The organism is Janthinobacterium glycogeni, assembly GCF_051380725.1.
Classification (GTDB): domain Bacteria; phylum Pseudomonadota; class Gammaproteobacteria; order Burkholderiales; family Burkholderiaceae_D; genus Janthinobacterium.
The window spans coordinates 474,573-494,042 of sequence record NZ_JBNYXP010000001.1 but is presented as its reverse complement, the minus strand read 5'-3'; the positions used below and the strand labels follow the sequence as shown (position 1 = coordinate 494,042).

The following is a 19,470-nucleotide window of genomic DNA, read 5'->3' as shown; positions in this document are numbered from 1 at the left end:
TAAAGGAGCATCAAAATGGCTTACTCGGACAAAGTACTCGATCACTACGAAAACCCGCGCAACGTGGGCGCTTTCGACAAGGGTGATGAAACCATCGGCACCGGCATGGTAGGCGCGCCTGCCTGCGGCGACGTGATGAAACTGCAGATCAAGGTCGGCGCCGACGGCCTGATCGAAGACGCGAAATTCAAGACCTACGGCTGCGGTTCGGCCATCGCCTCGAGCTCGCTGGTAACGGAGTGGGTCAAGGGCAAGACCCTGGACCAGGCGCTGGCCATCAAGAACACGCAGATCGCCGAAGAGCTGGCCCTGCCGCCAGTGAAGATCCACTGCTCCATCTTGGCGGAAGACGCCATCAAGGCAGCTGTTCTGGATTACCAGACCCGTCACCCGGCAGCAGCTTAAACGTTGGTAGCCCGCCCCGGCCGCAAGGCCGGGGCAGTTACGGAGAAATACATGATCACACTGACCGAAAAAGCGGCGAAACACATCAACCGTTATATCGAACGGCGCGGCAAGGGCATGGGCCTGCGCTTTGGCGTGCGTACCACGGGCTGCTCGGGCCTGGCCTACAAGCTGGAATATGTCGATGAAGCGGCGGCCGAAGACAGCGTCTTCGAATCGCACGGCGTGAAGGTCTTCGTCGACCCGAAAAGCCTGCCTTACATCGACGGCACGGAACTCGATTTCGCGCGCGAAGGCTTGAACGAAGGCTTCAAGTTCCATAATCCGAACGAAAAAGACGCCTGCGGCTGCGGCGAGTCCTTCAGGATTTAAACAGCTGGCAAGACCCCGGTCGGTGCGCTGTACCCATCGATTGCGGTACAGCGACCACTGACCATTATGCAAAACCACTTCGAATTATTCCAGTTGCCGGCGCAGTTCGGGCTCGACATGAGCGCGCTCGACGCGGCCTACCGCGACGTGCAGGGCAAGGTCCATCCGGACCGTTTCATCAACGCCAGCAGCGCTGAAAAGCGCGTGGCGATGCAATGGGCCACGCGCGCCAATGAAGCCTACCAAACCCTGAAAAGCCCGCAAAAACGCGCGCAATACCTGTGCGAACTCCATGGCGTCGATTTGCAGACGGAGTCGAACACGGCCATGCCCGTCAGCTTCCTGATGCAGCAGATGGAATGGCGCGAAGAACTGGGCGACGCCCGCGCCGGCAAGGATGCCGACGCGCTCGACGCCCTGGACCGCCAACTGCGCGGCGAACGCAAGGCGCTGCTGGCCCAGGTGGCCGCCCAGCTGGACGCGGCCGACTATGTGAATGCGGCGCAAAGCGTGCGCGCCCTGATGTTCCTCGACAAATTCGGCGAGGAAGTCCGTTTTGCCTATGAGGCCATCGAGGCTTGACAGGCCAAGCGCCAGTCCGGCGCGCGTCTTATAATGCGCGACAGGCATCAGCTGCATCACGCACAAAATTAATCGAGGCACGAATACAATGGCACTTCTGCAAATTTCCGAACCAGGCATGTCGACCGCGCCGCACCAGCACCGCCTGGCCGTCGGCATCGATCTGGGCACCACCAATTCCCTGGTCGCCACCGTGCGCAACAGCATTCCCGAGGTGCTCAACGACGAAGACGGGCGCTCCTTGCTGCCTTCCGTCGTGCGCTACCTGACGAACGGCCACGCGAACATCGGCTACAAGGCCCTGGCTGCGCAAACCACGGACCCGAAGAACACCATCGTTTCCGTCAAACGCTTCATGGGCCGCGGCCTGGCCGACATCGCCTATGCGGAAAACCTGCCCTACGATTTCCAGGACACGCCTGGCATGGTGCAGCTGAAAACCGTCGCCGGCGTGAAGAGTCCCGTCGAAGTGTCGGCGCAAATCCTCGCCACCCTGCGCCAGCGCGCGGAGGATTCCCTGGGCGACGACCTGGTGGGTGCCGTCATCACCGTGCCAGCGTATTTTGACGACGCGCAGCGCCAGGCGACGAAAGATGCGGCGCAGCTGGCCGGTATCAATGTCTTGCGCCTGTTGAGCGAGCCGACGGCCGCCGCCATCGCCTACGGCCTCGATAACGCCTCCGAAGGCGTGTACGCCGTGTACGACCTGGGCGGCGGCACCTTCGACATCTCGATCCTGAAACTGAGCAAGGGTGTGTTTGAGGTGCTGTCCACGGGCGGCGACTCGGCCCTGGGCGGCGACGATTTCGACCGCCGCCTGTTCTGCTGGATCAGCGAACACGCCAAGCTGGCGCCGCTGTCGGACGAAGACACGGCGATCCTGATGGTGAAGGCGCGCGAGATCAAGGAATTGCTGTCGACCAAGTCGGAAACGACGATCGACGCCAAGCTGAACTCGGGCGAAGAAATCCATCTGCGCATCACGGCCGAAGAATTCGCCGCGATGACTTCGCACCTGGTCGTGAAAACCATGAACGCCATCAAGAAAGCCTTGCGCGACGCGAACGTGGATGCGGACGACGTCGACGGCGTGGTGATGGTGGGCGGCGCCACGCGCATGCCGCACGTGCAGCGCGCCGTGAGCGAGTTCTTCCACACGACGCCGCACGCGAATATCGACCCCGACAAAGTGGTGGCGCTGGGCGCGGCCATTCAGGCGAATTTGCTGGCCGGCAACCGCGCCGCCGGCGACGACTGGCTGCTGCTGGACGTGATCCCGCTGTCGCTCGGCATCGAGACCATGGGCGGCCTGGTAGAGAAGATCATCCCGCGCAATTCGACCATTCCCTGCGCCAGAGCCCAGGAATTCACGACATTTAAAGATGGCCAGACGGCCCTGGCCGTGCACGTGCTGCAGGGCGAGCGCGAACTGGTCAGCGATTGCCGTTCCCTGGCGCGCTTCGAGTTGCGCGGCATTCCGCCGATGGTGGCGGGCGCCGCGCGCATCCGCATCACCTACCAGGTCGATGCGGACGGCCTGCTGTCCGTTTCGGCGCGCGAGCTGCGCTCGGGCGTGGAAGCGTCGATCAGCGTCAAGCCGGCCTACGGCTTGGGCGATGACGACATCGCCCGCATGCTGCAGGATTCCTACACCTCGGCCGACGTCGACATGGTGGCGCGCGCGCTGCGCGAAGAGCAGGTGGAAGCGGAACGCATCCTGCTGGCCACGCAGTCGGCGCTGGACGAGGACGGCGCTTTGCTGGACGCGGACGAGCGCGCAGCCGTCGACGGCCTGATGAGCAAGGTGCGCGACGCCATTGCGCAATCGCAAAGCGGCGCCATCGACCACCAGGCCCTGAAGCTGGCGATCGAGGCGCTGGCCGACGGCACCGAGGATTTCGCCTCGCGCCGCATGGACCGCAGCGTGCGCACGGCTCTCACCGGCAAGTCCCTGGACCAGGTCGTATAAAACCAATTGAACAGCGCGCCGCGCACATGCCGCGGCCGCGCACCGAATGACAGACTGAAAGAAGACACCATGCCACAAATCGTTATCCTGCCGCACGCCAAGCTTTGCCCGGACGGCGCCGTCATCGAAGCCCCGGCCGGCAAGTCCATCTGCGACATCCTGCTGGAAAACGACATCGACATCGAGCACGCCTGCGAAAAATCGTGCGCCTGCACCACCTGCCACGTGCTGGTGCGCGAAGGCATCGAATCCCTGAACGAAGCGACGGAACTGGAAGAAGACATGCTGGACAAGGCCTGGGGCCTGGAAGCCGTGTCGCGCCTGTCGTGCCAGTCCATCGTGGCCGAGGCCGACCTCGTCGTCGAAATCCCGAAATACACGATCAACCAGGTCAGCGAAGGCAGTCATTAAGATGAAATGGTCCGACATTCATGCGATCGCCGAGGCGCTGTACGACGCGCATCCGGACATCGACCCGCTGACCGTGCGTTTCACCGACCTGCACAACTGGGTGGTGGAACTGGACGGCTTCGATGATGACCACACGCGCGGCGGCGAAAAAGTGCTCGAAGCGATACAGATGGCGTGGATCGATGAAGCGCGCTAAGGGCGCGGCACCGGCCGCCACCGCACCCGCTGCGCCGAAAGACGTCATCACGGCCGCCAGCAACATGCCCGAGATCAAGGATGGCCAGTCGGTCGCCTTGCTGCAGGAATTGCACATCCTGACGCGCGACGGCAAGATGAACCAGGACAGCCGCCGCAAGCTGAAACAGGTATATCACCTGACGCAGTTCATCGAGCCGCTGCTGCGCGAAGTGCAGCTCGATCACCCCGGCGTGTCCTTGGTCGACCACGGCGCCGGCAAGTCGTATCTTGGCTTCATCCTGTACGACTTGTTTTTCAAGAACGGCAACGACGGTTCGCACATCTATGGCATCGAGACGCGCGAAGAGCTGGTGCAGCGCTCGCAGGAGCTGGCCAAGAAATTCAAATTTCCCGGCATGTCGTTCCTGCCGCTGTCCGTGGCCGAATCGACGGAATCGACCTTGCTGCCCCAGCAGATCGACATCGTCACGGCCTTGCACGCGTGCAACACGGCCACCGATGACGCGATCCACTTCGCCCTGAAGAAAAAGGCAAAGTTCATGGTGCTGGTGCCATGCTGCCAGGCGGAAGTCGCTTCCGTCCTGAAGAAGAACAAGGGCAAGAGCCTGGGCAAGAACGTCTTGACGGAACTGTGGCGCCACCCGCTGCACACGCGCGAGTTCGGCAGCCAGATCACCAACGTGCTGCGCTGTCTGCAGCTAGAAGCGCACGGCTACCAGGTCAGCGTGACGGAGCTGGTGGGCTGGGAGCATTCGATGAAGAATGAGCTGATCATCGCCAGTTATAAAAACCTGCCGCGCCAGCGCCCGACGGAGCGCCTGCAGGAAGTGCTGCAGACCCTGGGCCTGGAAGAGATGGGCCACCGCTTCTTTGCCGAGGAATTGGCGAAGGCGCAGGCCTGATTGTTGGCTTACGCGGCAAGCCGCTAAGCCAACCTACAGCGCCGCACATGGTCGAGTAGGTCGGATAGGTCGGGTAGGTCGGGTAGGTCGGATTAGCGCAGCGTAATCCGACAATCAGCAGCGTAATCCGACAATCCGCAGCGTAATCCGACAATCCGCAGCGTAGGTCGGATTAGCGCTCCGCGCGTAATCCGACAATCTCCAGCGCAATCAACAAAAAGGGGGAAGGGCGGGTCGGTTACAATACCGGCTTTCTCCTCCTCTTGCTTTTTTGCGCCTCCCCATGACCACACCACACGAAATGCCCACCGTCCGCCTGGCCAAGCGCCTGTCTGAAGACGTGCCCTGCTCGCGCCGCGAGGCCGAGCTGTATATCGAGGGCGGCTGGGTCACGGTCGATGGCGTGCTGGTGGAGGAAGCAGGCGCGCGCGTGGCTGACAATCAAACGGTGGTGCTGTTGCCGAACGCGACCTTGGACGAAATGCCGCCCGTGACGATACTGCTGCACAAGCCGGCCGGCATCAATGGCGGTATCGGCAGCGAAGGCAAGCCGGCCCTGAGCTGTTTGCGTCCCGAAGAGATCTTCACGCCCGAGAACGTGGCGCCCAGCTCCGTCACGCGCTTTCTCAAGCGCCATTTGATCGGTCTGACCATCACCAATCCGCTCGACACCATGGCGTCCGGCCTGCTGGTGTTTACGCAGGATTTCCGCGTGGCCCGCAAGCTGGTCGACGAAGCGAAAACGGTGGAGCAGGAATTCATCGTGGAAGTATCGGGCGACATCATGGAAAACGGCCTGGCGCTGCTCAATCACGGCTTGCCCTTCAATGGCAAGCCTTTGCCGCCGATCAAGGTCAGCTGGCAGAACGAGACGCGATTGCGCTTCGCCCTGAAAAACGTGCAGCCGGGCCAGATCGCCCATATGTGCAAGATGGTGGGCCTGGAGGTCGTCGCCATGAAGCGCCTGCGCATCGGCCGCATCCCGATGGGCGCCATGCCCGTGGGGCAATGGCGCTATCTGCAGGGCTACGAACGATTCTAGGAACGTCTGAGCAAACCTGCTGCGCGTCGCTATTTGCGGCCTGCGATGCTCACTGTACTGGAGTACAGTTGCGCTTCTTAGCCGCAACTAGCTTCCGCTCGCTACGGTTTTCTCAGGCGTCGTGAGGATGGCTGTTTGCTGCGGGCTGCATTTGCTCGCGTGGTTTTCCGCAAAGCTTTTCCATAGCCGTTCGGCAATATTCAAGGCGATGGTATCGGCCTTCTCTTGCAGGGCAGCATTGCCCATGCTTTCGGTGGTGGCGAAGAACAGAGTCAGCCAGCGGCGGAACATGCAGGGCGTGAGATTTTCCATTTGCGCGTGCTGGGCCAGCGGCTTGCCGTGGTAGCGCATGGTGCCGCGCAGCAAGCCTGACCAGAAATCGATCAATGTTGCCAGATGGGCATCCCAATCCTTGACCTCGGCGGCAAAGATGGGGCCCAGCATGGCGTCGTCGCGCGCGGCCGCATAAAAGGTGTGGACGAGATGCTTGACTTCGTCTTCGCTGCAGACTTCCTCGCGGTAGGGGGCGAAGCGGGTGTGGGGGAGGGGGGCGGTATTGTTCATGGCATGCCATGATCGCAGAGCCCCCGTGGCGCTTCAATGACCCAGGTCAAGCCGCATAAAATTCAGGCGGCGACTTTCTTCGGCTTCTTCGCCGGGGCCGGCAATTGCACGATCTGCGTGCCCACGAGCTTGTCGTGCAGGAATTGGCCATTGCCCGTGAACAGGGCCGTGCTCGACCAGGCCAGGATGCCCACGCCGATGGCGCCCAGGGCTGTCCAGTGCTGCAGGTCGAAGGCATACGCCGCCACGAGCGCTGGCAGCAGCCACATCCATGACAGGACGTAGCGGTAGGCTGCCACGCGCAGCGGCACGTGGGCATGGCCCGGCAGCACGACTTTCAGGCGCCACGTCTTCATGGCCAGTGTTTGCCCTTCTCGGCTCCACTGATGGATGAAATACGCACCCATGACGAGGAAGGCCAGGCATTGGCGCATATGTTCCGTCAACGGCGTATGCGCGCCCTGCACGATCAGTTCGAAGGCGAGGAAGGGCAGGAACAGCACGGCCAGGGCCAGCAGCGACTCGTACACCATGGAAATCAGGCGGCGCTTGATCGTGGGATGGGAAGTGAGGCTGGCGGCAGGTGTGCTATTTGACATTGTTCGGCAGTGGGGCAGGCGTAACAGGTGGCGTGACAGGCACGGCGGCGGGAGGCGCGGCAGGATCCGTGAGCGGCACGGCCGCCGCTGGCGCCGCGGCTGGCGGCAGGACGGGCGCGGAGGCAGGCGCTGCCGGCGTGGCGGGCGGCACGATCACGGGCGGCTTGCTCGTGGTCGAATTGATCGCGGGCACCTTGCCCAGCGGTTTTTTCGGCACGAGTTCGGTCGCCAGTTTTTTCTTTTGATCTTCCGGCAACTGCTGGTATTGCTCCCATTGCGCGGTTTTCTGACCAGGATCAATCTTCTTCGTGCGCGTGTAGTTTTCGCGCACAAGGCGGCGCTGTTCCGGCGTCAGCTTGATCCATTCGCGCATGCGTTCATGCACGCGGATTTGCTCGTCCGCCGTCATCGAAGCAAAACGGCTGGCGATATCGAGCCATTTCTGCTTGCGCAGCGGTTCCAGCTTGTTCCATTCGCCCGCCAGCGGCTGCAGGGCTTCCTGCTGCGCGCGCGACAGCTTGTTCCACGAGGGATTCTCGCTGGCTTTGGGCGGCGTGCCGCCCTTGCCGGCCGTGCGGGGTGAACCGGGCTTGGCGGCCGAGGCCGGGGCCGGCGCCACCACGGGCGCTGCCGTCGCGGGAGGGGCGGCGGGCGCGGCATGTTGCTGCGCGCCTACCCAGGCGGCGCCCGCCAGGGCGCAGGCGCCCAGGCCGATGCCGCCGGCCAGCCAGCCTTTGCGTACGCTCGAGCGTGCCATTTATTGCTCGCGTTTCGTCAGATAGGCGTTGAAGCCATGGTCCATATAGGCGGAGAGCGGCAATTCGTCCGACAGCACGGCGGCGTCGATCTCTGCCAGTTCGGCAATATGTTGTTCCTGCTCAAACTGATAGATGCCCACCAGGCCGCCGACGAGCAGCAGCAGGGGGATGATCACGCTCATGCGGCCCAGCCACGACAGCGGCTCGACCAGCAAATGGCTGGCGATGCCGGCGAAGACGTCCTTGCGCACGGCGACGGCGGCGGGCGCGTCCGCCTTCTTGCGCGACAGGGCCAGCTTGCGTGCCGCTGCCAGGCGATCGGTGGCCGATGCGGGCAGGTCGTCGAGTTTTTCGTTCAGTGCATGGCGCACTTTGTAAGCGAAATTGAGATCGTCGGTGTTCATAATTTAATTCCCTTGGCTTTCAGCGATTCGGCGAGCGTGTGGGTAGCTCTAGAGCAATGTGTTTTCACGCTACCTTCGGAGCAACCCATCGCTTCCGCTGTTTCAGCCACATCCATGTCCTGCCAATAACGCATGAGGAAGGCTTCGCGTTGACGTGACGGCAGTTTTTGTACCTCTGCATCAATCAAATCAAGGATTTGCGCGCGTTCGACCTGGTCGGCCGACGATTCGGCGGCGCTGGAGCCCTGTTCCGATTCATAGGTGTCAAGTATATCAAAATCTTCATGTTCATCGCCCGAGGGCTTCATGCCGGAAAACAGGCTGACCCAGGTGTTGCGGACTTTTTCGCGGCGGAAATAATCGAGGATGGTGTTCTGCAAGATGCGCTGGAACAGCATCGGCAGCTCGGCGGCCGGCTTGTCGCCGTATTTCTCGGCCAGCTTGATCATGGCGTCCTGCACGATGTCGAGGGCCGATTCTTCCTTGCGGACCGCGTAGGCGGCCTGCTTGAAAGCGCGCCGCTCGACATTTTCTAGAAAGTCGGATAATTCTTTGTCTGTTGCCATGCGGTATGGGGATCTTAGCGGCTGCGGGGTGCGGTGGGCGAAATGGGGGCGGGTATGCTTTTTGCAACCCCGTGCATGCTAGCAAAAAATGTGCGTTTCCGCAGGGTTTTTGCACGTTGTGCGGGCAAAAATGCAGCGAGGCCGACATTTTCCTTGACCATCATGGTGCAACGCGATAACGTATGGGACGCTTTGAACACCCCAAAGCCCTATGGTCAGGTCGCGACCGGCACACAAGGCCATCCGCGGCAAGACGCGCTTTCATTTGTAGGCAGTTTGTTCTAACCCGCGCCACAAGCGCGAGCGGTTCGTACAGGCGCCACAGAAACTCCGGCCAAACGAGTTGCGTTAAGCGTTGTTTTGTAAGGTATCTATGGGTGCCCAAAGAAATGGCGTGACCGCATGAAAAGGGAAGCAGGAGCACTGTCGCGCACAGCGAACTTCGTCAGGAAAGAACATCCGATCAATCTCCAATGGACCTTGAAAGGAATGTTTCATGAATACCGAAGCAGCAGCAGGACCAATTACGGGCGCAGAAATTGTCGTGCGCTGTCTGGCTGAAGAGGGCGTCGAGCACGTCTTTGGATACCCGGGCGGAGCCGTACTCTACATCTACGACGCCATCTTCCAGCAAAACAAATTCCAGCATATCCTGGTACGCCACGAGCAGGCCGCGATCCACGCCGCCGATGCCTATTCGCGCAGCTCGAACAAGGTCGGTGTCGCCATCGTCACGTCCGGTCCGGGCGTCACGAATGCCGTCACGGGCCTGTCGACCGCGTACATGGACTCGATTCCCATGGTGGTGATCTCCGGCCAGGTGCCGAGCCACGCCATCGGACAGGATGCGTTCCAGGAATGCGACACGGTCGGCATCACGCGCCCCGTGGTCAAGCACAACTTCCTCGTCAAGGACGTCAAGGACCTGGCAGCGACGATCAAGAAAGCCTTCTTCATCGCCCGTACCGGCCGTCCGGGACCCGTGCTGGTCGATATCCCCAAAGATATCAGCATGCACAAATGTCATTTCGACTATCCGAAGGAAGTCGAGATGCGTTCCTACCGTCCCGTCGACAAGGGCCACTCGGGCCAGATCCGCAAGGCTGTGCAGTTGTTGCTGCAAGCCGAACGTCCGATGATCTACACGGGCGGCGGCGTGATCCTGGCGAACGCCTCGGCCGAGCTGAACAAGCTGGTCGACCGCCTGGGTTTCCCGTGCACCAACACCTTGATGGGCCTGGGCGGCTACCGCGCCTCGAGCGAGCAGTATGTCGGCATGCCCGGCATGCACGGCACCTATGAAGCGAACATGGCGATGCAGAATTGCGACGTCCTGATCGCCATCGGCGCCCGTTTCGACGACCGCGTGATCGGCAACCCGAAACATTTCGCATCGCATCCGCGCAAGATCATCCACGTGGACATCGATCCATCGTCGATTTCCAAGCGCGTCAAGGTCGATATCCCCATCGTCGGCAACGTCAAGGACGTGCTGATCGAGTTCCTCGCGCAACTTGACGCGGCCGAAGCCAAGCCGAACGTCAATGCCTTGAGCAACTGGTGGAAGCAGATCGCCGAATGGCGTGGCCGCGAATGCCTGAAATACCCGACGTCCGACCTGGTCATCAAGCCGCAAGCGGTGGTGGAAAAAGTGTTCCAGATCACCAAGGGCGACGCGTTCATTACGTCCGACGTGGGCCAGCACCAGATGTGGGCCGCGCAATATTATGGCTTCGACAAGCCGCGCCGCTGGATCAATTCCGGCGGCCTGGGCACCATGGGCGTCGGCTTGCCGTACGCCATGGGCGTGCAGATGGCCAATCCGGACGCCACCGTTGCCTGCATCACGGGCGAAGGCTCGATCCAGATGTGCATCCAGGAGCTCGCCACGTGCAAGCAGTATCACCTGACGCCGAAGATCATCATGCTCAACAACCGTTTCCTCGGCATGGTGCGCCAGTGGCAGGAAATCGATTACGGTTCGCGCTATTCCGAGTCGTACATGGATTCGCTGCCCGACTTCGAGAGACTGGCTGAAGCGTATGGCCACGTGGGCATGAAAATTGAAAAACCGGGCGACGTCGACGGCGCCCTGAAAGAGGCGTTCGGCATGAAAGACAGGCTGGTATTCATGAACTTCATTACCGACCAGTCCGAAAACGTGTGGCCAATGGTGAAAGCCGGCAAGGGCCTGTCCGAAATGATGCTCGGTTCGGAGGATCTCTAATCATGCGCCATATTATTTCTGTCTTGCTGGAAAACGAAGCGGGCGCCCTGTCGCGCGTGGTGGGTCTGTTCTCGGCACGCGGCTACAACATCGAAACCTTGACCGTGGCGCCGACGGAAGACTCGACCCTGTCGCGCATGACCATCGTCACCAGCGGCTCGGACGACATCATCGAGCAGATCACCAAGCACCTGAATCGCCTCATCGAGGTAGTCAAGGTGGTGGACCTGACCGAAGGCCAGCATATCGAACGCGAGTTGATGCTGATCAAGGTTCGTGCCGTGGGCAAGGAGCGCGAGGAAATGAAGCGCACCGCCGATATCTTCCGTGGCCGCATCATCGATGTCACCGAAAAGACGTACACGATCGAACTGACCGGCAACAAGGTCAAGCTCGACGCGTTCATCGATTCGATCGACCGCGCCGCCATTCTGGAAACCGTCCGTACGGGCGGTTCCGGCATCGGCCGCGGCGAACGCATCCTCAAAGTATAAAAATATAAGCAGCACTACGCGGCCCTGGCGCCGCATTTAAAACAACAACGCATCATCAAATTATAGGAAATACCATGAAAGTTTTTTACGACAAAGACGCTGACCTCTCCTTGATCAAAGGCAAAAACGTCGCCATCATCGGCTACGGTTCGCAAGGCCACGCGCACGCGCAAAACCTGAACGATTCGGGCGTCAACGTCACCGTCGGCCTGCGCAAGGGCGGCGCTTCGTGGACCAAGGTCGAGCAAGCGGGCCTGAAAGTAGCGGAAGTCAACGACGCCGTGAAAGCGGCCGACGTCATCATGATCTTGCTGCCAGATGAAAACATCGCCCAGGTCTACAACGAAAACATCGCGCCGTTCGCCAAGCAAGGCGCCGTGCTGGCCTTCGCCCACGGTTTCAACGTGCATTACGGCCAAGTCGTGCCACGCGCCGACCTGGACGTGATCATGGTCGCGCCGAAAGCCCCGGGCCACACCGTGCGCGCCACCTACACCCAAGGTGGCGGCGTGCCCCACCTGATCGCCGTGTACCAGGACAAATCGGGCATCGCCCGCGATATCGCCCTGTCGTACGCCTCGGCCAACGGCGGCGGCCGTGCCGGCATCATCGAAACGAATTTCCGTGAAGAAACCGAAACCGACTTGTTCGGTGAACAAGCCGTGCTGTGCGGCGGCGCCGTGGAACTGATCAAGGCCGGTTTCGAAACCCTGACGGAAGCGGGCTACGCGCCTGAAATGGCCTACTTCGAGTGCTTGCACGAACTGAAGCTGATCGTCGACCTGATCTATGAAGGCGGCATCGCCAACATGAACTACTCGATCTCGAACAACGCCGAATACGGCGAATACGTGACCGGCCCTAAAGTCGTGACGTCGGCCACCAAGGATGCGATGCGTCAATGCCTGAAAGACATTCAAACGGGCGAATACGCGAAGAGCTTCATCCTGGAAAACAAGGCAGGCGCACCGACCCTGATCTCGCGCCGCCGCCTGACGTCCGAGCACCAGATCGAAGAAGTGGGCGCGAAACTGCGCGCCATGATGCCTTGGATCGCGAAGAATAAGATGGTTGACCAGTCGAAAAACTAAGCATTTTTTGCTGATTCACCATGAAAAGCCGGCGCAAGCCGGCTTTTTTTCGTTCATGTGATGCGGCCTATTGCGCTGCGACGGGGGCGGCGTGAGTATGTGTGTATATTTAAGTGTTTCCCATCTGTATTATTGCCACTCCATTAATTTCCCATAGGAATCAAAAAGTGAGCAATCGTCCCACCTCTGTCAATATCATCGGCTGGTTTTTAATTGTCACGGCACTCATCTCGCTGGTCTCCAGTTACCTCAACATGGATAACCCGATAACGAAGGAGTTGATGGCCAAGAGCGCCATGTCGGTGCCGCTGCAATATGCAGTCATGTTTCTGGGCCTGGTCATTGCGCTCATCTCGGGCATTGCCCTGCGCCGTGGCCAAAAATGGGCGCGCACGCTGTATCTGGGCTGGAGCGTATTTGGCTTGGTCGTGGCTCTTTTCACGTCGCCCGTGAAGATCATGCTCGTGCCTGGCGTGCTGATGCTGGCCGTGATTGCCTATTTCTTGTTCCGCCCGCAAGCCAATGCCTATTTTTCTCAGCGCCTGGCGGCGAATGATGCGTAAGTTCTTCAGCATCGTCTGCAAGTCGCTTGCGGGGATGTTTGTCTATCTGATCACCTTGCTCGCTTTCCTGGCCGAGCGGCAGTCCGACGGCAAGCTGGTGATGCTGGCAGTCATCGCCGCTTGCGGCGTCGTGGCGATGCTGGCTGGGCTGGCGTTGAGCGGGTTTGCTCAATGGCGGCGCGATACCGGCATTGTGCTGCTGGCCGCCACGGGCTTTACCGCGTTCCTGGTGCTGTGCATGGCATGCATGTTCGGCAGCGATGATGTGATGAAATTCATGCCGCCGGGAAGTGTGGACATGTTTGACAGTTATCTGACCGGCGCCGCCGTCTTGCTGGGCTTCACGGTCCTGGGCGGCTGGTTGCTGCGGCAAGCCCGGTCGCGGTCCACCAATCCGGCCTGAGCCAGACGCAGAGCCTGCCGGGTGAAGTCAGGTCTCCATGAGGAGCCTGGCTTTTTTCTTGCGCGCACGTTTTTCGCCCGCCTCCTATATAATTCCGCCCTTCCTTTGCAGTTTCCTGTGGACTGCATCTGTTTCGGTATCTGCCGACCGCAACGCGCATCACCGCTTTTGTAGCACGCCAGGCGCTCGTTATTTAGCCGCTTGCGCAATCTGAAGGACCCCTATGACCGACCGCATTAGCACCACAGTACCCATGCCGGGCACTGCCGAATCTTCCATTTCCGAACGGCTTCCCATCCTCGCCTTGCTGGCTCTGGCCATGACGGCGTTTCTCGCCCTCCTGTCGGAAACCTTGCCGGCCGGCTTGCTGCCGCAGATTGCCCGGGACCTCGGCATTTCCGAAGTCATGACGGGCCAGCTGGTCACCGTCTACGCCATCGGTTCCATCCTGACGGCCATTCCCCTGACGGCGCTCACCAGCACCTGGCGCCGGCGCAATGTCTTGCTGCTGGCCATCATCGGTTTCTTGATCTTCAATACGGCGACGGCCCTGGCGCCCAACTATATCGTCGCCCTGATCGCGCGCTTCGTGACGGGCATGGCCGCCGGCCTGGCCTGGGGCTTGATGGCCGGCTACGCGCGCCGCATGGTCAGCGTGGAGCAGCAGGGCAGGGCGATGGCCATCGCCATGATCGGCACGCCGCTGGCCCTGTCGCTGGGCGTGCCGCTGGGCACCCTGATGGGCGGGGTGCTGGGCTGGCGCAGCATCTTCGGCATCATGTCCGGTCTGGCCGTGGTGCTGGTCGCGTGGGTGTTGCTGGTCGTGCCCGATTATCCGGGGCAAAAGAATGGCGAGCGCCTGTCGATCCGCCAAGTGTTCATGACGCCGGGCGTGCGGCCGATTCTGGCGGTGATCGTCGCCTGGATGCTGGCGCATAACATTCTCTATACGTATATCGCACCATTTCTGGCGCCGTCCGGCTTGCGCCCCCGCGTCGACCTGGTGCTGCTCGTGTATGGCGTCGGTTCGCTGGCCGGCATCTGGCTGGTCAGCCAGCTGATCGACCGCTGGCTGCGCCCGCTCGTGCTGGGCTGCATCGCCGCCTTGGCCCTCGTGATGGTGGCGCTGGGCCTGGCGATGGACTCCCAAGCTGTGATCTATGCGAGCATGGCGATCTGGGGCATCACCTTTGGCGGCGCCGGCACCTTGCTGCAGACGGCGTCGGCGGACGCGGCCGGCGATGGCATGGACGTGGCGCAAGCGATGGTGGCAACCATCTGGAACGTGGCCATCGCGGGCGGTGGCCTGGTGGGCGGCATGCTGCTCGACGGCTATGGCGCGGCGTCGTTCCCGGGGGCCATGCTGGCCTTGCTGCTGGTGGCGTTGACTATCGCCTGGTGCGCGCACCGCCACAGTTTCAAGCCGGGCCGGCGCAGCGGCGGCGCGGTAATGGGACATTAATAACATCGTTATTTTTAATGGCATTGTATTGAAATGTGAGCAGATGTGACTGGCTAGCACATTTTGTGACGATTTGTTAATTTGCGCCACAGGAATGAATGAGGCGTTAGAATCTACACAGTTTGACAAGTTTCTCAGGCGAAAGGGATGGCAACAGCCTCCCTTTCGCGGGCTGTCAGCCACATTAACTACCTAGGAGTACCCCCATGACCGTGATGAAATCCGTCCTTGTTGCCGCCGCAGCCACCGTTGCCCTGAGCGCGCAAGCCCAATCTTTGCCGACCAACGGCACCCTGGTGGTCGTACCCGCATTTGGCGAAGTCAAGCATGTCAATGACCAGGTGGTCGCTACCCTGGCCGTCGAAGAACAGGACAAGGACAAGGCCGCGGCCGCGTCGCGAGTCAACCAGAAGATGAACAAGGGCATCGCCATCGTCAAGCAGGCCGATCCGTCGGCGGCACTGAAATCGTACGGCTATTACACCTATCCCGTGTATCCGGAAGAGCGCCCGTTGCCAGCCGGCGCCGTGGCCAAGCCACGTCTGCCGACGGCCTGGCGTGTCGGCCAGTACCTGGAAGTGACGACGGCCAACTTGGCTGCGTTGCCAAAAACCGTGTCGGCGGCGCAAGGCGTGCTGACCCTGAACGGCTTGAATTTCGGCTTGAAGCCGGAAACCATCCGCGTGCTGGACGACCAGCGCATCGCCGCCACGTATAAAAACCTGAACGAGCGCGTGGCCGCCATCGCCAAGGCCATGGGCCGCAACGTTTCGGACGCCGTGCTCGATACGGTGGACTTCGAAGGTTCGGGCAACTACGCCACCGAAAGCCGTCCTGCGGCCGCGCCGATGATGATGCGCAGCGCCAAGATGGCCGAAGACAGCACCGTCGCCGAACCGAGCTTCGAGCCGGGCGAAACGACGCTCGACATGCGTGTCGTCGGCAAGGTCAAGTTCAAGTAAGCTGAAATAGGCTGATCAAGGCGGGAAGATTTCCGCGTTAGCATGTTTTAAAAATCATGGGGCTGTTGGCCCCATGGTCGTTTTTGCCCCATTATTTTCCAGGAGAACACCATGACCGTCATGAAATCGCTGCTGGCCGCAGCCGCCGCTACCGTTGCCCTGGGCGCACAAGCCCAGGCCTTGCCCACCTCCGGCGCCCTCGTGGTGGTGCCCGCCAACGGCGAAGTCGTGCATGCGAATGACCAGGTGACCGTCATCCTGGCCATCGAAGAGCAGGACAAGGACAAGGCCGCCGCCGCCTCGCGCGTGAACCAGAAGATGAACCAGGGCGTGGCCATCGTCAAGAAGGCCGATCCGCAAGCCGTGCTCAAGACCCAGGGTTACTACACGTATGCCGTGTACCCGGAAACGGCGCCCTTGCCGCCGGGCGTCGCCGCCAAGCCGCGCGTGCCCACCGGCTGGCGCGTGGGTCAATATCTGCAGGTGACGACGACCAACCTGGCCGCCTTGCCGAAGACCGTTTCCGCAGCGCAGGGCGTGCTGACCCTGAACCGCCTGAACTTCGGCCTGGCGCCCGCCACCATCCGCAAGCTCGACGACCAGCGCATCGCCGCCGCCTACAAGAACCTCAACGAGCGCGTGGCCGCCATCGCCGGCGCCATGGGCCGCAATGTCAATGACGCCGTGATCGACACCATCGATTTCGAGGGTTCCGGCAATTACGCGCAGCGCGCCAACGTGGCCGGCGCGCGCGCCATGAGCGCCGATGTGGCAAGCTATGGCGGCAGCCAGGTGGCCGAACCGAGCTTTGAACCAGGCGAAACGACGCTCAACATGGGCCTGGTTGCCAAGATCAAGTTCAAATAAGCTTAGTATTGGTGTCAATATTGCCGGCTTGACGCCGCCGCGCTTTTCTTTGGCGGCGGCTCCTCTATAATGACAACATCGGCGGGCGCATGCCCTGACAGTCATGCGCCTGCCATCTGGCACCGATTCCCCCGCAGTACACAAGATATGGAACAACATGGCAAACTTCCCCCGTCGTAGAGGCAAGAACGGCACCCCCGCAGCATCCAAAGCGTCCCGCTTCAGCAAATTCGTGCGCCAGCCGGTGAACGATGGCACTGGCAAGAAAACCCTGCGCCGCCGCGGCATCTATCTGTTGCCGAATGCCTTCACGACGGCAGCCCTGTTTTGCGGCTTCTACGCCATTGTCATGGCCATGAACCAGAAATTCGAACACGCGGCCTGGGCCATCTTCATCGCCATGATCCTCGACGGCCTCGACGGACGCATCGCGCGCCTGACGAATACGCAGAGCGAATTCGGCGCCCAGTACGACAGCCTGTCCGACATGGTGTCGTTCGGCGCCGCACCGGCGCTGGTGATCTACGAATGGTCGCTGCGCGGCATGGGGAAAATGGGCTGGCTGGCCGCCTTCGTGTATTGCGCCGGCGCCGCCTTGCGCCTGGCCCGCTTCAACACGAATATCGCGGTGGTCGACAAGCGCTTCTTCCAGGGCTTGCCCAGCCCGGCGGCGGCGGCCATGGTGGCCGGCTTCATCCTGCTCATGAACGACCTGGAATTTGCCGGCAACCAGCTGGCCTGGGTGTCGTGGGCGATCGCCCTGTTCTCGGGCCTGACCATGGTCACCAACGTGCCGTTCTACAGCTTCAAGGATGTGAATTTCCGCAAGTCCGTGCCCTTCATCGTGGTATTCCTGCTGGCATTGTTCTTCGCGCTCATTTCCATCGATCCGCCGAAAGTGCTGTTCCCGATTTTCGTCGTCTATGGCCTGTCCGGCTACGCCGTGTTTTTCTGGCGCATGGCGAAGGGCAAGCCCGTCAGCATCATCCAGACCGACCCCGAGCATTAATGCGGCGAGTCGGTAGCGTCGCCAGTCTTCAGTCAGCCAGGAGCAGCCATGACCACCAGCAACCGACTCATCATTTTTGACACCACCTTGCGCGACGGCGAGCAATCGCCGGGCGCCTCCATGACGCGCGAGGAAAAGCTGCGCATCGCCAAGCAGCTCGAACGCATGAAGGTCGACGTGATCGAAGCGGGCTTCGCCGCCGCTTCGCAGGGCGACTTCGAGTCGATACGGGCGATTGCCGGCGCCGTGCGCGAGTCGACCATCTGCTCGCTGTCGCGCGCCAACGACCGCGACATCGCCCGCGCCGCCGAAGCGCTGGCGCCCGCCGAGCGCAAACGCATCCACACCTTTATCGCCACGTCGCCCCTGCACATGCAGATGAAGCTGCGCATGACGCCCGAGGAAGTCTTGCTGCAGGCGCAGAACGCCGTGCGCTACGCGCGCCAGTTCACGGACGACATCGAATTCAGCCCCGAAGACGGCAGCCGCTCGGACGAGGATTTCCTGTGCCGCGTGCTGGAGGGCGTGATCGCCGAGGGCGCCACCACCATCAATTTCCCCGATACGGTGGGCTACGCCGTGCCTGAAATCTTCGGCAATACCATCCGCCGCTTGCGCGAACGCATACCGAACTCCGATAAAGCCATCTGGTCCGTCCATTGCCATAACGACCTGGGCCTGGCTGTGGCCAATTCGCTGGCCGGCGTCATGATCGGCGGCGCGCGGCAGATCGAATGCACGGTCAATGGCCTGGGCGAGCGGGCCGGCAACACGGCGCTGGAAGAAGTGGTGATGGCGCTGCGCACGCGCGCCGCCTATTACAACCTGACGGTGGGCATCGATACGACGCAAATCGTGGCCGCCTCGAAAATGGTGTCGCAGATCACGGGCTTTGCCGTGCAGCCGAACAAGGCCGTCGTCGGCGCGAACGCCTTTGCGCACGCGTCCGGCATCCACCAGGATGGCATTTTAAAGGCGCGCGAGACGTATGAAATCATGCGCGCCGAAGACGTGGGCTGGACAGCCAACAAGATCGTGCTGGGGAAACTGTCGGGCCGCAACGCCTTCAAGCAACGCCTGCAGGAGCTGGGCATCGCGCTGGAATCGGAAGCGGACATCAATGCCGCCTTCATCCGCTTCAAGGAGCTGGCGGACCGCAAATCCGAGATTTTCGACGAAGACATCATGGCCCTCGTCAGCGAGGAACAGCAGGCGCAGGAGAGTGAGCACTACCGTTTCATTTCACTGACGCAGCAGTCGACGACGGGCGCCGTGCCGCATGCGCGCGTGGAATTCCTCGTCGGCGGCAAGCAGCTGAGTTGCGAAGGGCGGGGCGACGGGCCTGTGGACGCCACCGTCAACGCCATCGAAAGCGCGGCTGCCAGCGGCGCGGAACTGGTTTTGTTCTCCGTCAACGCCATCAGCACGGGCACGCAGTCGCAAGGCGAGGTGACGATGCGCCTGTCGCGCGACGGGCGCATCGTCAACGGCGTGGGCGCCGACCCGGACATCATCGTCGCGTCGGCCAAGGCGTATTTGTCTGCGCTGAACAAGCTGCACGCGAAGGATGAGCGCATCGATCCACAGCCGTAAGTCGGGGTCAGACCCGCCGGGTCTGAC

The 19,470-nt window shown here is 61.4% G+C and carries 23 protein-coding genes; 18 read left to right on the top strand and 5 right to left on the bottom strand.

The features are described from left to right. The first annotated feature begins 15 nt into the window (after window positions 1–15). The 8 genes from iscU (at window position 16) to ACQ4W4_RS02285 (ending at window position 5,881) form a co-directional block, all read left to right on the top strand. The gene (gene iscU / locus ACQ4W4_RS02320; RefSeq protein ID WP_034779562.1) at window positions 16–405 is read left to right on the top strand and encodes a Fe-S cluster assembly scaffold IscU; all 390 of its coding nucleotides are present in this window, start codon (window positions 16–18) and stop codon (window positions 403–405) included. A 51-nt stretch (window positions 406–456) separates the two neighbouring features. Continuing rightward, window positions 457–777 carry an iron-sulfur cluster assembly protein IscA gene (iscA, locus tag ACQ4W4_RS02315; protein WP_034750079.1) on the top strand — a complete coding sequence of 107 codons (321 nt, stop codon included), beginning with the start codon at window positions 457–459 and terminating at the stop codon, window positions 775–777. Between the two features lie 66 nt (window positions 778–843). Further along, window positions 844–1,359, top strand: a complete 516-nt coding sequence (gene hscB / locus ACQ4W4_RS02310; protein WP_100873814.1) for a Fe-S protein assembly co-chaperone HscB — start codon at window positions 844–846, stop codon at window positions 1,357–1,359. An 88-nt stretch (window positions 1,360–1,447) separates the two neighbouring features. After that, window positions 1,448–3,328 carry a Fe-S protein assembly chaperone HscA gene (gene hscA / locus ACQ4W4_RS02305; protein WP_436540616.1) on the top strand — a complete coding sequence of 627 codons (1,881 nt, stop codon included), beginning with the start codon at window positions 1,448–1,450 and terminating at the stop codon, window positions 3,326–3,328. Window positions 3,329–3,397: 69 nt separating this feature from the next. Next, window positions 3,398–3,739 (top strand): ISC system 2Fe-2S type ferredoxin, encoded by a 342-nt coding sequence (fdx, locus tag ACQ4W4_RS02300; protein WP_034750070.1) that lies wholly within the window; start codon window positions 3,398–3,400, stop codon window positions 3,737–3,739. Window position 3,740: 1 nt separating this feature from the next. Next, a complete protein-coding gene (gene iscX, locus ACQ4W4_RS02295) occupies window positions 3,741–3,935 on the top strand; it encodes a Fe-S cluster assembly protein IscX (RefSeq protein ID WP_071076333.1) in 195 nt (64 codons plus the stop codon). Next, window positions 3,922–4,839 carry a class I SAM-dependent methyltransferase gene (locus tag ACQ4W4_RS02290; RefSeq protein ID WP_436540615.1) on the top strand — a complete coding sequence of 306 codons (918 nt, stop codon included), beginning with the start codon at window positions 3,922–3,924 and terminating at the stop codon, window positions 4,837–4,839. Before iscX ends, ACQ4W4_RS02290 begins: the two co-directional genes overlap by 14 nt. Before the next feature lie 283 nt (window positions 4,840–5,122). Further along, the gene (locus ACQ4W4_RS02285) at window positions 5,123–5,881 is read left to right on the top strand and encodes an rRNA pseudouridine synthase (RefSeq protein ID WP_436540614.1); all 759 of its coding nucleotides are present in this window, start codon (window positions 5,123–5,125) and stop codon (window positions 5,879–5,881) included. A gap of 87 nt (window positions 5,882–5,968) precedes the next feature. Here the strand turns inward: ACQ4W4_RS02285 and ACQ4W4_RS02280 are convergent, their stop codons facing one another. From ACQ4W4_RS02280 to ACQ4W4_RS02260, 5 genes are all read right to left on the bottom strand, one after another. Then, the gene (locus tag ACQ4W4_RS02280; protein ID WP_436540613.1) at window positions 5,969–6,445 is read right to left on the bottom strand and encodes a group III truncated hemoglobin; all 477 of its coding nucleotides are present in this window, start codon (window positions 6,443–6,445) and stop codon (window positions 5,969–5,971) included. A gap of 62 nt (window positions 6,446–6,507) precedes the next feature. Beyond that, window positions 6,508–7,044, bottom strand: a complete 537-nt coding sequence (locus ACQ4W4_RS02275) for an RDD family protein (RefSeq protein WP_436540612.1) — start codon at window positions 7,042–7,044, stop codon at window positions 6,508–6,510. Continuing rightward, window positions 7,034–7,801, bottom strand: coding sequence for a DUF3106 domain-containing protein (locus tag ACQ4W4_RS02270; RefSeq protein WP_436540611.1), 768 nt, complete (start codon window positions 7,799–7,801; stop codon window positions 7,034–7,036). The genes ACQ4W4_RS02275 and ACQ4W4_RS02270 overlap by 11 nt, the downstream gene beginning before the upstream one ends. Further along, the gene (locus ACQ4W4_RS02265) at window positions 7,802–8,206 is read right to left on the bottom strand and encodes a DUF3619 family protein (RefSeq protein WP_219114349.1); all 405 of its coding nucleotides are present in this window, start codon (window positions 8,204–8,206) and stop codon (window positions 7,802–7,804) included. Then, window positions 8,203–8,772 (bottom strand): RNA polymerase sigma factor, encoded by a 570-nt coding sequence (locus ACQ4W4_RS02260; RefSeq protein ID WP_034779551.1) that lies wholly within the window; start codon window positions 8,770–8,772, stop codon window positions 8,203–8,205. The genes ACQ4W4_RS02265 and ACQ4W4_RS02260 overlap by 4 nt, the downstream gene beginning before the upstream one ends. A 496-nt stretch (window positions 8,773–9,268) precedes the next feature. On the opposite strand from ACQ4W4_RS02260, the gene ACQ4W4_RS02255 reads away from it, so the two are divergent. The 10 genes from ACQ4W4_RS02255 (at window position 9,269) to ACQ4W4_RS02210 (ending at window position 19,443) form a co-directional block, all read left to right on the top strand. Continuing rightward, entirely contained in the window at window positions 9,269–10,999 is a 1,731-nt protein-coding gene (locus tag ACQ4W4_RS02255) for an acetolactate synthase 3 catalytic subunit (protein WP_077407110.1), read from the top strand. A 2-nt stretch (window positions 11,000–11,001) separates the two neighbouring features. After that, a complete protein-coding gene (gene ilvN / locus ACQ4W4_RS02250; RefSeq protein ID WP_010399754.1) occupies window positions 11,002–11,493 on the top strand; it encodes an acetolactate synthase small subunit in 492 nt (163 codons plus the stop codon). A gap of 74 nt (window positions 11,494–11,567) precedes the next feature. Continuing rightward, complete coding sequence (gene ilvC, locus ACQ4W4_RS02245; RefSeq protein ID WP_034750044.1) at window positions 11,568–12,584, top strand: ketol-acid reductoisomerase; 1,017 nt, start codon at window positions 11,568–11,570, stop codon at window positions 12,582–12,584. Between the two features lie 167 nt (window positions 12,585–12,751). After that, on the top strand, window positions 12,752–13,147 hold the full coding sequence (locus ACQ4W4_RS02240; protein ID WP_436540610.1) for a hypothetical protein: 396 nt from the start codon (window positions 12,752–12,754) through the stop codon (window positions 13,145–13,147). Then, on the top strand, window positions 13,137–13,550 hold the full coding sequence (locus ACQ4W4_RS02235; protein ID WP_436540609.1) for a hypothetical protein: 414 nt from the start codon (window positions 13,137–13,139) through the stop codon (window positions 13,548–13,550). Before ACQ4W4_RS02240 ends, ACQ4W4_RS02235 begins: the two co-directional genes overlap by 11 nt. A 223-nt stretch (window positions 13,551–13,773) precedes the next feature. Beyond that, on the top strand, window positions 13,774–15,012 hold the full coding sequence (locus ACQ4W4_RS02230) for an MFS transporter (RefSeq protein WP_436540608.1): 1,239 nt from the start codon (window positions 13,774–13,776) through the stop codon (window positions 15,010–15,012). A gap of 206 nt (window positions 15,013–15,218) precedes the next feature. Then, window positions 15,219–15,974 (top strand): SIMPL domain-containing protein, encoded by a 756-nt coding sequence (locus ACQ4W4_RS02225; RefSeq protein WP_436540607.1) that lies wholly within the window; start codon window positions 15,219–15,221, stop codon window positions 15,972–15,974. 111 nt (window positions 15,975–16,085) lie between these two features. After that, window positions 16,086–16,841, top strand: coding sequence for an SIMPL domain-containing protein (locus tag ACQ4W4_RS02220; protein WP_436540606.1), 756 nt, complete (start codon window positions 16,086–16,088; stop codon window positions 16,839–16,841). Window positions 16,842–16,998: 157 nt separating this feature from the next. Continuing rightward, window positions 16,999–17,850, top strand: a complete 852-nt coding sequence (pssA, locus tag ACQ4W4_RS02215) for a CDP-diacylglycerol--serine O-phosphatidyltransferase (RefSeq protein WP_436540605.1) — start codon at window positions 16,999–17,001, stop codon at window positions 17,848–17,850. Window positions 17,851–17,898: 48 nt separating this feature from the next. Next, complete coding sequence (locus ACQ4W4_RS02210; RefSeq protein ID WP_436540604.1) at window positions 17,899–19,443, top strand: 2-isopropylmalate synthase; 1,545 nt, start codon at window positions 17,899–17,901, stop codon at window positions 19,441–19,443. The last annotated feature ends 27 nt before the right edge of the window (window positions 19,444–19,470 follow it).

What these genes read in the sequence shown, in the direction of transcription:
- iscU (WP_034779562.1), top strand. Translation starts at nt 16, where the DNA reads ATGGCTTACTCGGACAAAGTACTCGATCACTACGAAAACCCGCGCAAC.
- iscA (WP_034750079.1), top strand. Translation starts at nt 457, where the DNA reads ATGATCACACTGACCGAAAAAGCGGCGAAACACATCAACCGTTATATC.
- hscB (WP_100873814.1), top strand. Translation starts at nt 844, where the DNA reads ATGCAAAACCACTTCGAATTATTCCAGTTGCCGGCGCAGTTCGGGCTC.
- hscA (WP_436540616.1), top strand. Translation starts at nt 1,448, where the DNA reads ATGGCACTTCTGCAAATTTCCGAACCAGGCATGTCGACCGCGCCGCAC.
- fdx (WP_034750070.1), top strand. Translation starts at nt 3,398, where the DNA reads ATGCCACAAATCGTTATCCTGCCGCACGCCAAGCTTTGCCCGGACGGC.
- iscX (WP_071076333.1), top strand. Translation starts at nt 3,741, where the DNA reads ATGAAATGGTCCGACATTCATGCGATCGCCGAGGCGCTGTACGACGCG.
- ACQ4W4_RS02290 (WP_436540615.1), top strand. Translation starts at nt 3,922, where the DNA reads ATGAAGCGCGCTAAGGGCGCGGCACCGGCCGCCACCGCACCCGCTGCG.
- ACQ4W4_RS02285 (WP_436540614.1), top strand. Translation starts at nt 5,123, where the DNA reads ATGACCACACCACACGAAATGCCCACCGTCCGCCTGGCCAAGCGCCTG.
- ACQ4W4_RS02280 (WP_436540613.1), bottom strand. Translation starts at nt 6,445, where the DNA reads ATGAACAATACCGCCCCCCTCCCCCACACCCGCTTCGCCCCCTACCGC.
- ACQ4W4_RS02275 (WP_436540612.1), bottom strand. Translation starts at nt 7,044, where the DNA reads ATGTCAAATAGCACACCTGCCGCCAGCCTCACTTCCCATCCCACGATC.
- ACQ4W4_RS02270 (WP_436540611.1), bottom strand. Translation starts at nt 7,801, where the DNA reads ATGGCACGCTCGAGCGTACGCAAAGGCTGGCTGGCCGGCGGCATCGGC.
- ACQ4W4_RS02265 (WP_219114349.1), bottom strand. Translation starts at nt 8,206, where the DNA reads ATGAACACCGACGATCTCAATTTCGCTTACAAAGTGCGCCATGCACTG.
- ACQ4W4_RS02260 (WP_034779551.1), bottom strand. Translation starts at nt 8,772, where the DNA reads ATGGCAACAGACAAAGAATTATCCGACTTTCTAGAAAATGTCGAGCGG.
- ACQ4W4_RS02255 (WP_077407110.1), top strand. Translation starts at nt 9,269, where the DNA reads ATGAATACCGAAGCAGCAGCAGGACCAATTACGGGCGCAGAAATTGTC.
- ilvN (WP_010399754.1), top strand. Translation starts at nt 11,002, where the DNA reads ATGCGCCATATTATTTCTGTCTTGCTGGAAAACGAAGCGGGCGCCCTG.
- ilvC (WP_034750044.1), top strand. Translation starts at nt 11,568, where the DNA reads ATGAAAGTTTTTTACGACAAAGACGCTGACCTCTCCTTGATCAAAGGC.
- ACQ4W4_RS02235 (WP_436540609.1), top strand. Translation starts at nt 13,137, where the DNA reads ATGATGCGTAAGTTCTTCAGCATCGTCTGCAAGTCGCTTGCGGGGATG.
- ACQ4W4_RS02230 (WP_436540608.1), top strand. Translation starts at nt 13,774, where the DNA reads ATGACCGACCGCATTAGCACCACAGTACCCATGCCGGGCACTGCCGAA.
- ACQ4W4_RS02225 (WP_436540607.1), top strand. Translation starts at nt 15,219, where the DNA reads ATGACCGTGATGAAATCCGTCCTTGTTGCCGCCGCAGCCACCGTTGCC.
- ACQ4W4_RS02220 (WP_436540606.1), top strand. Translation starts at nt 16,086, where the DNA reads ATGACCGTCATGAAATCGCTGCTGGCCGCAGCCGCCGCTACCGTTGCC.
- pssA (WP_436540605.1), top strand. Translation starts at nt 16,999, where the DNA reads ATGGCAAACTTCCCCCGTCGTAGAGGCAAGAACGGCACCCCCGCAGCA.
- ACQ4W4_RS02210 (WP_436540604.1), top strand. Translation starts at nt 17,899, where the DNA reads ATGACCACCAGCAACCGACTCATCATTTTTGACACCACCTTGCGCGAC.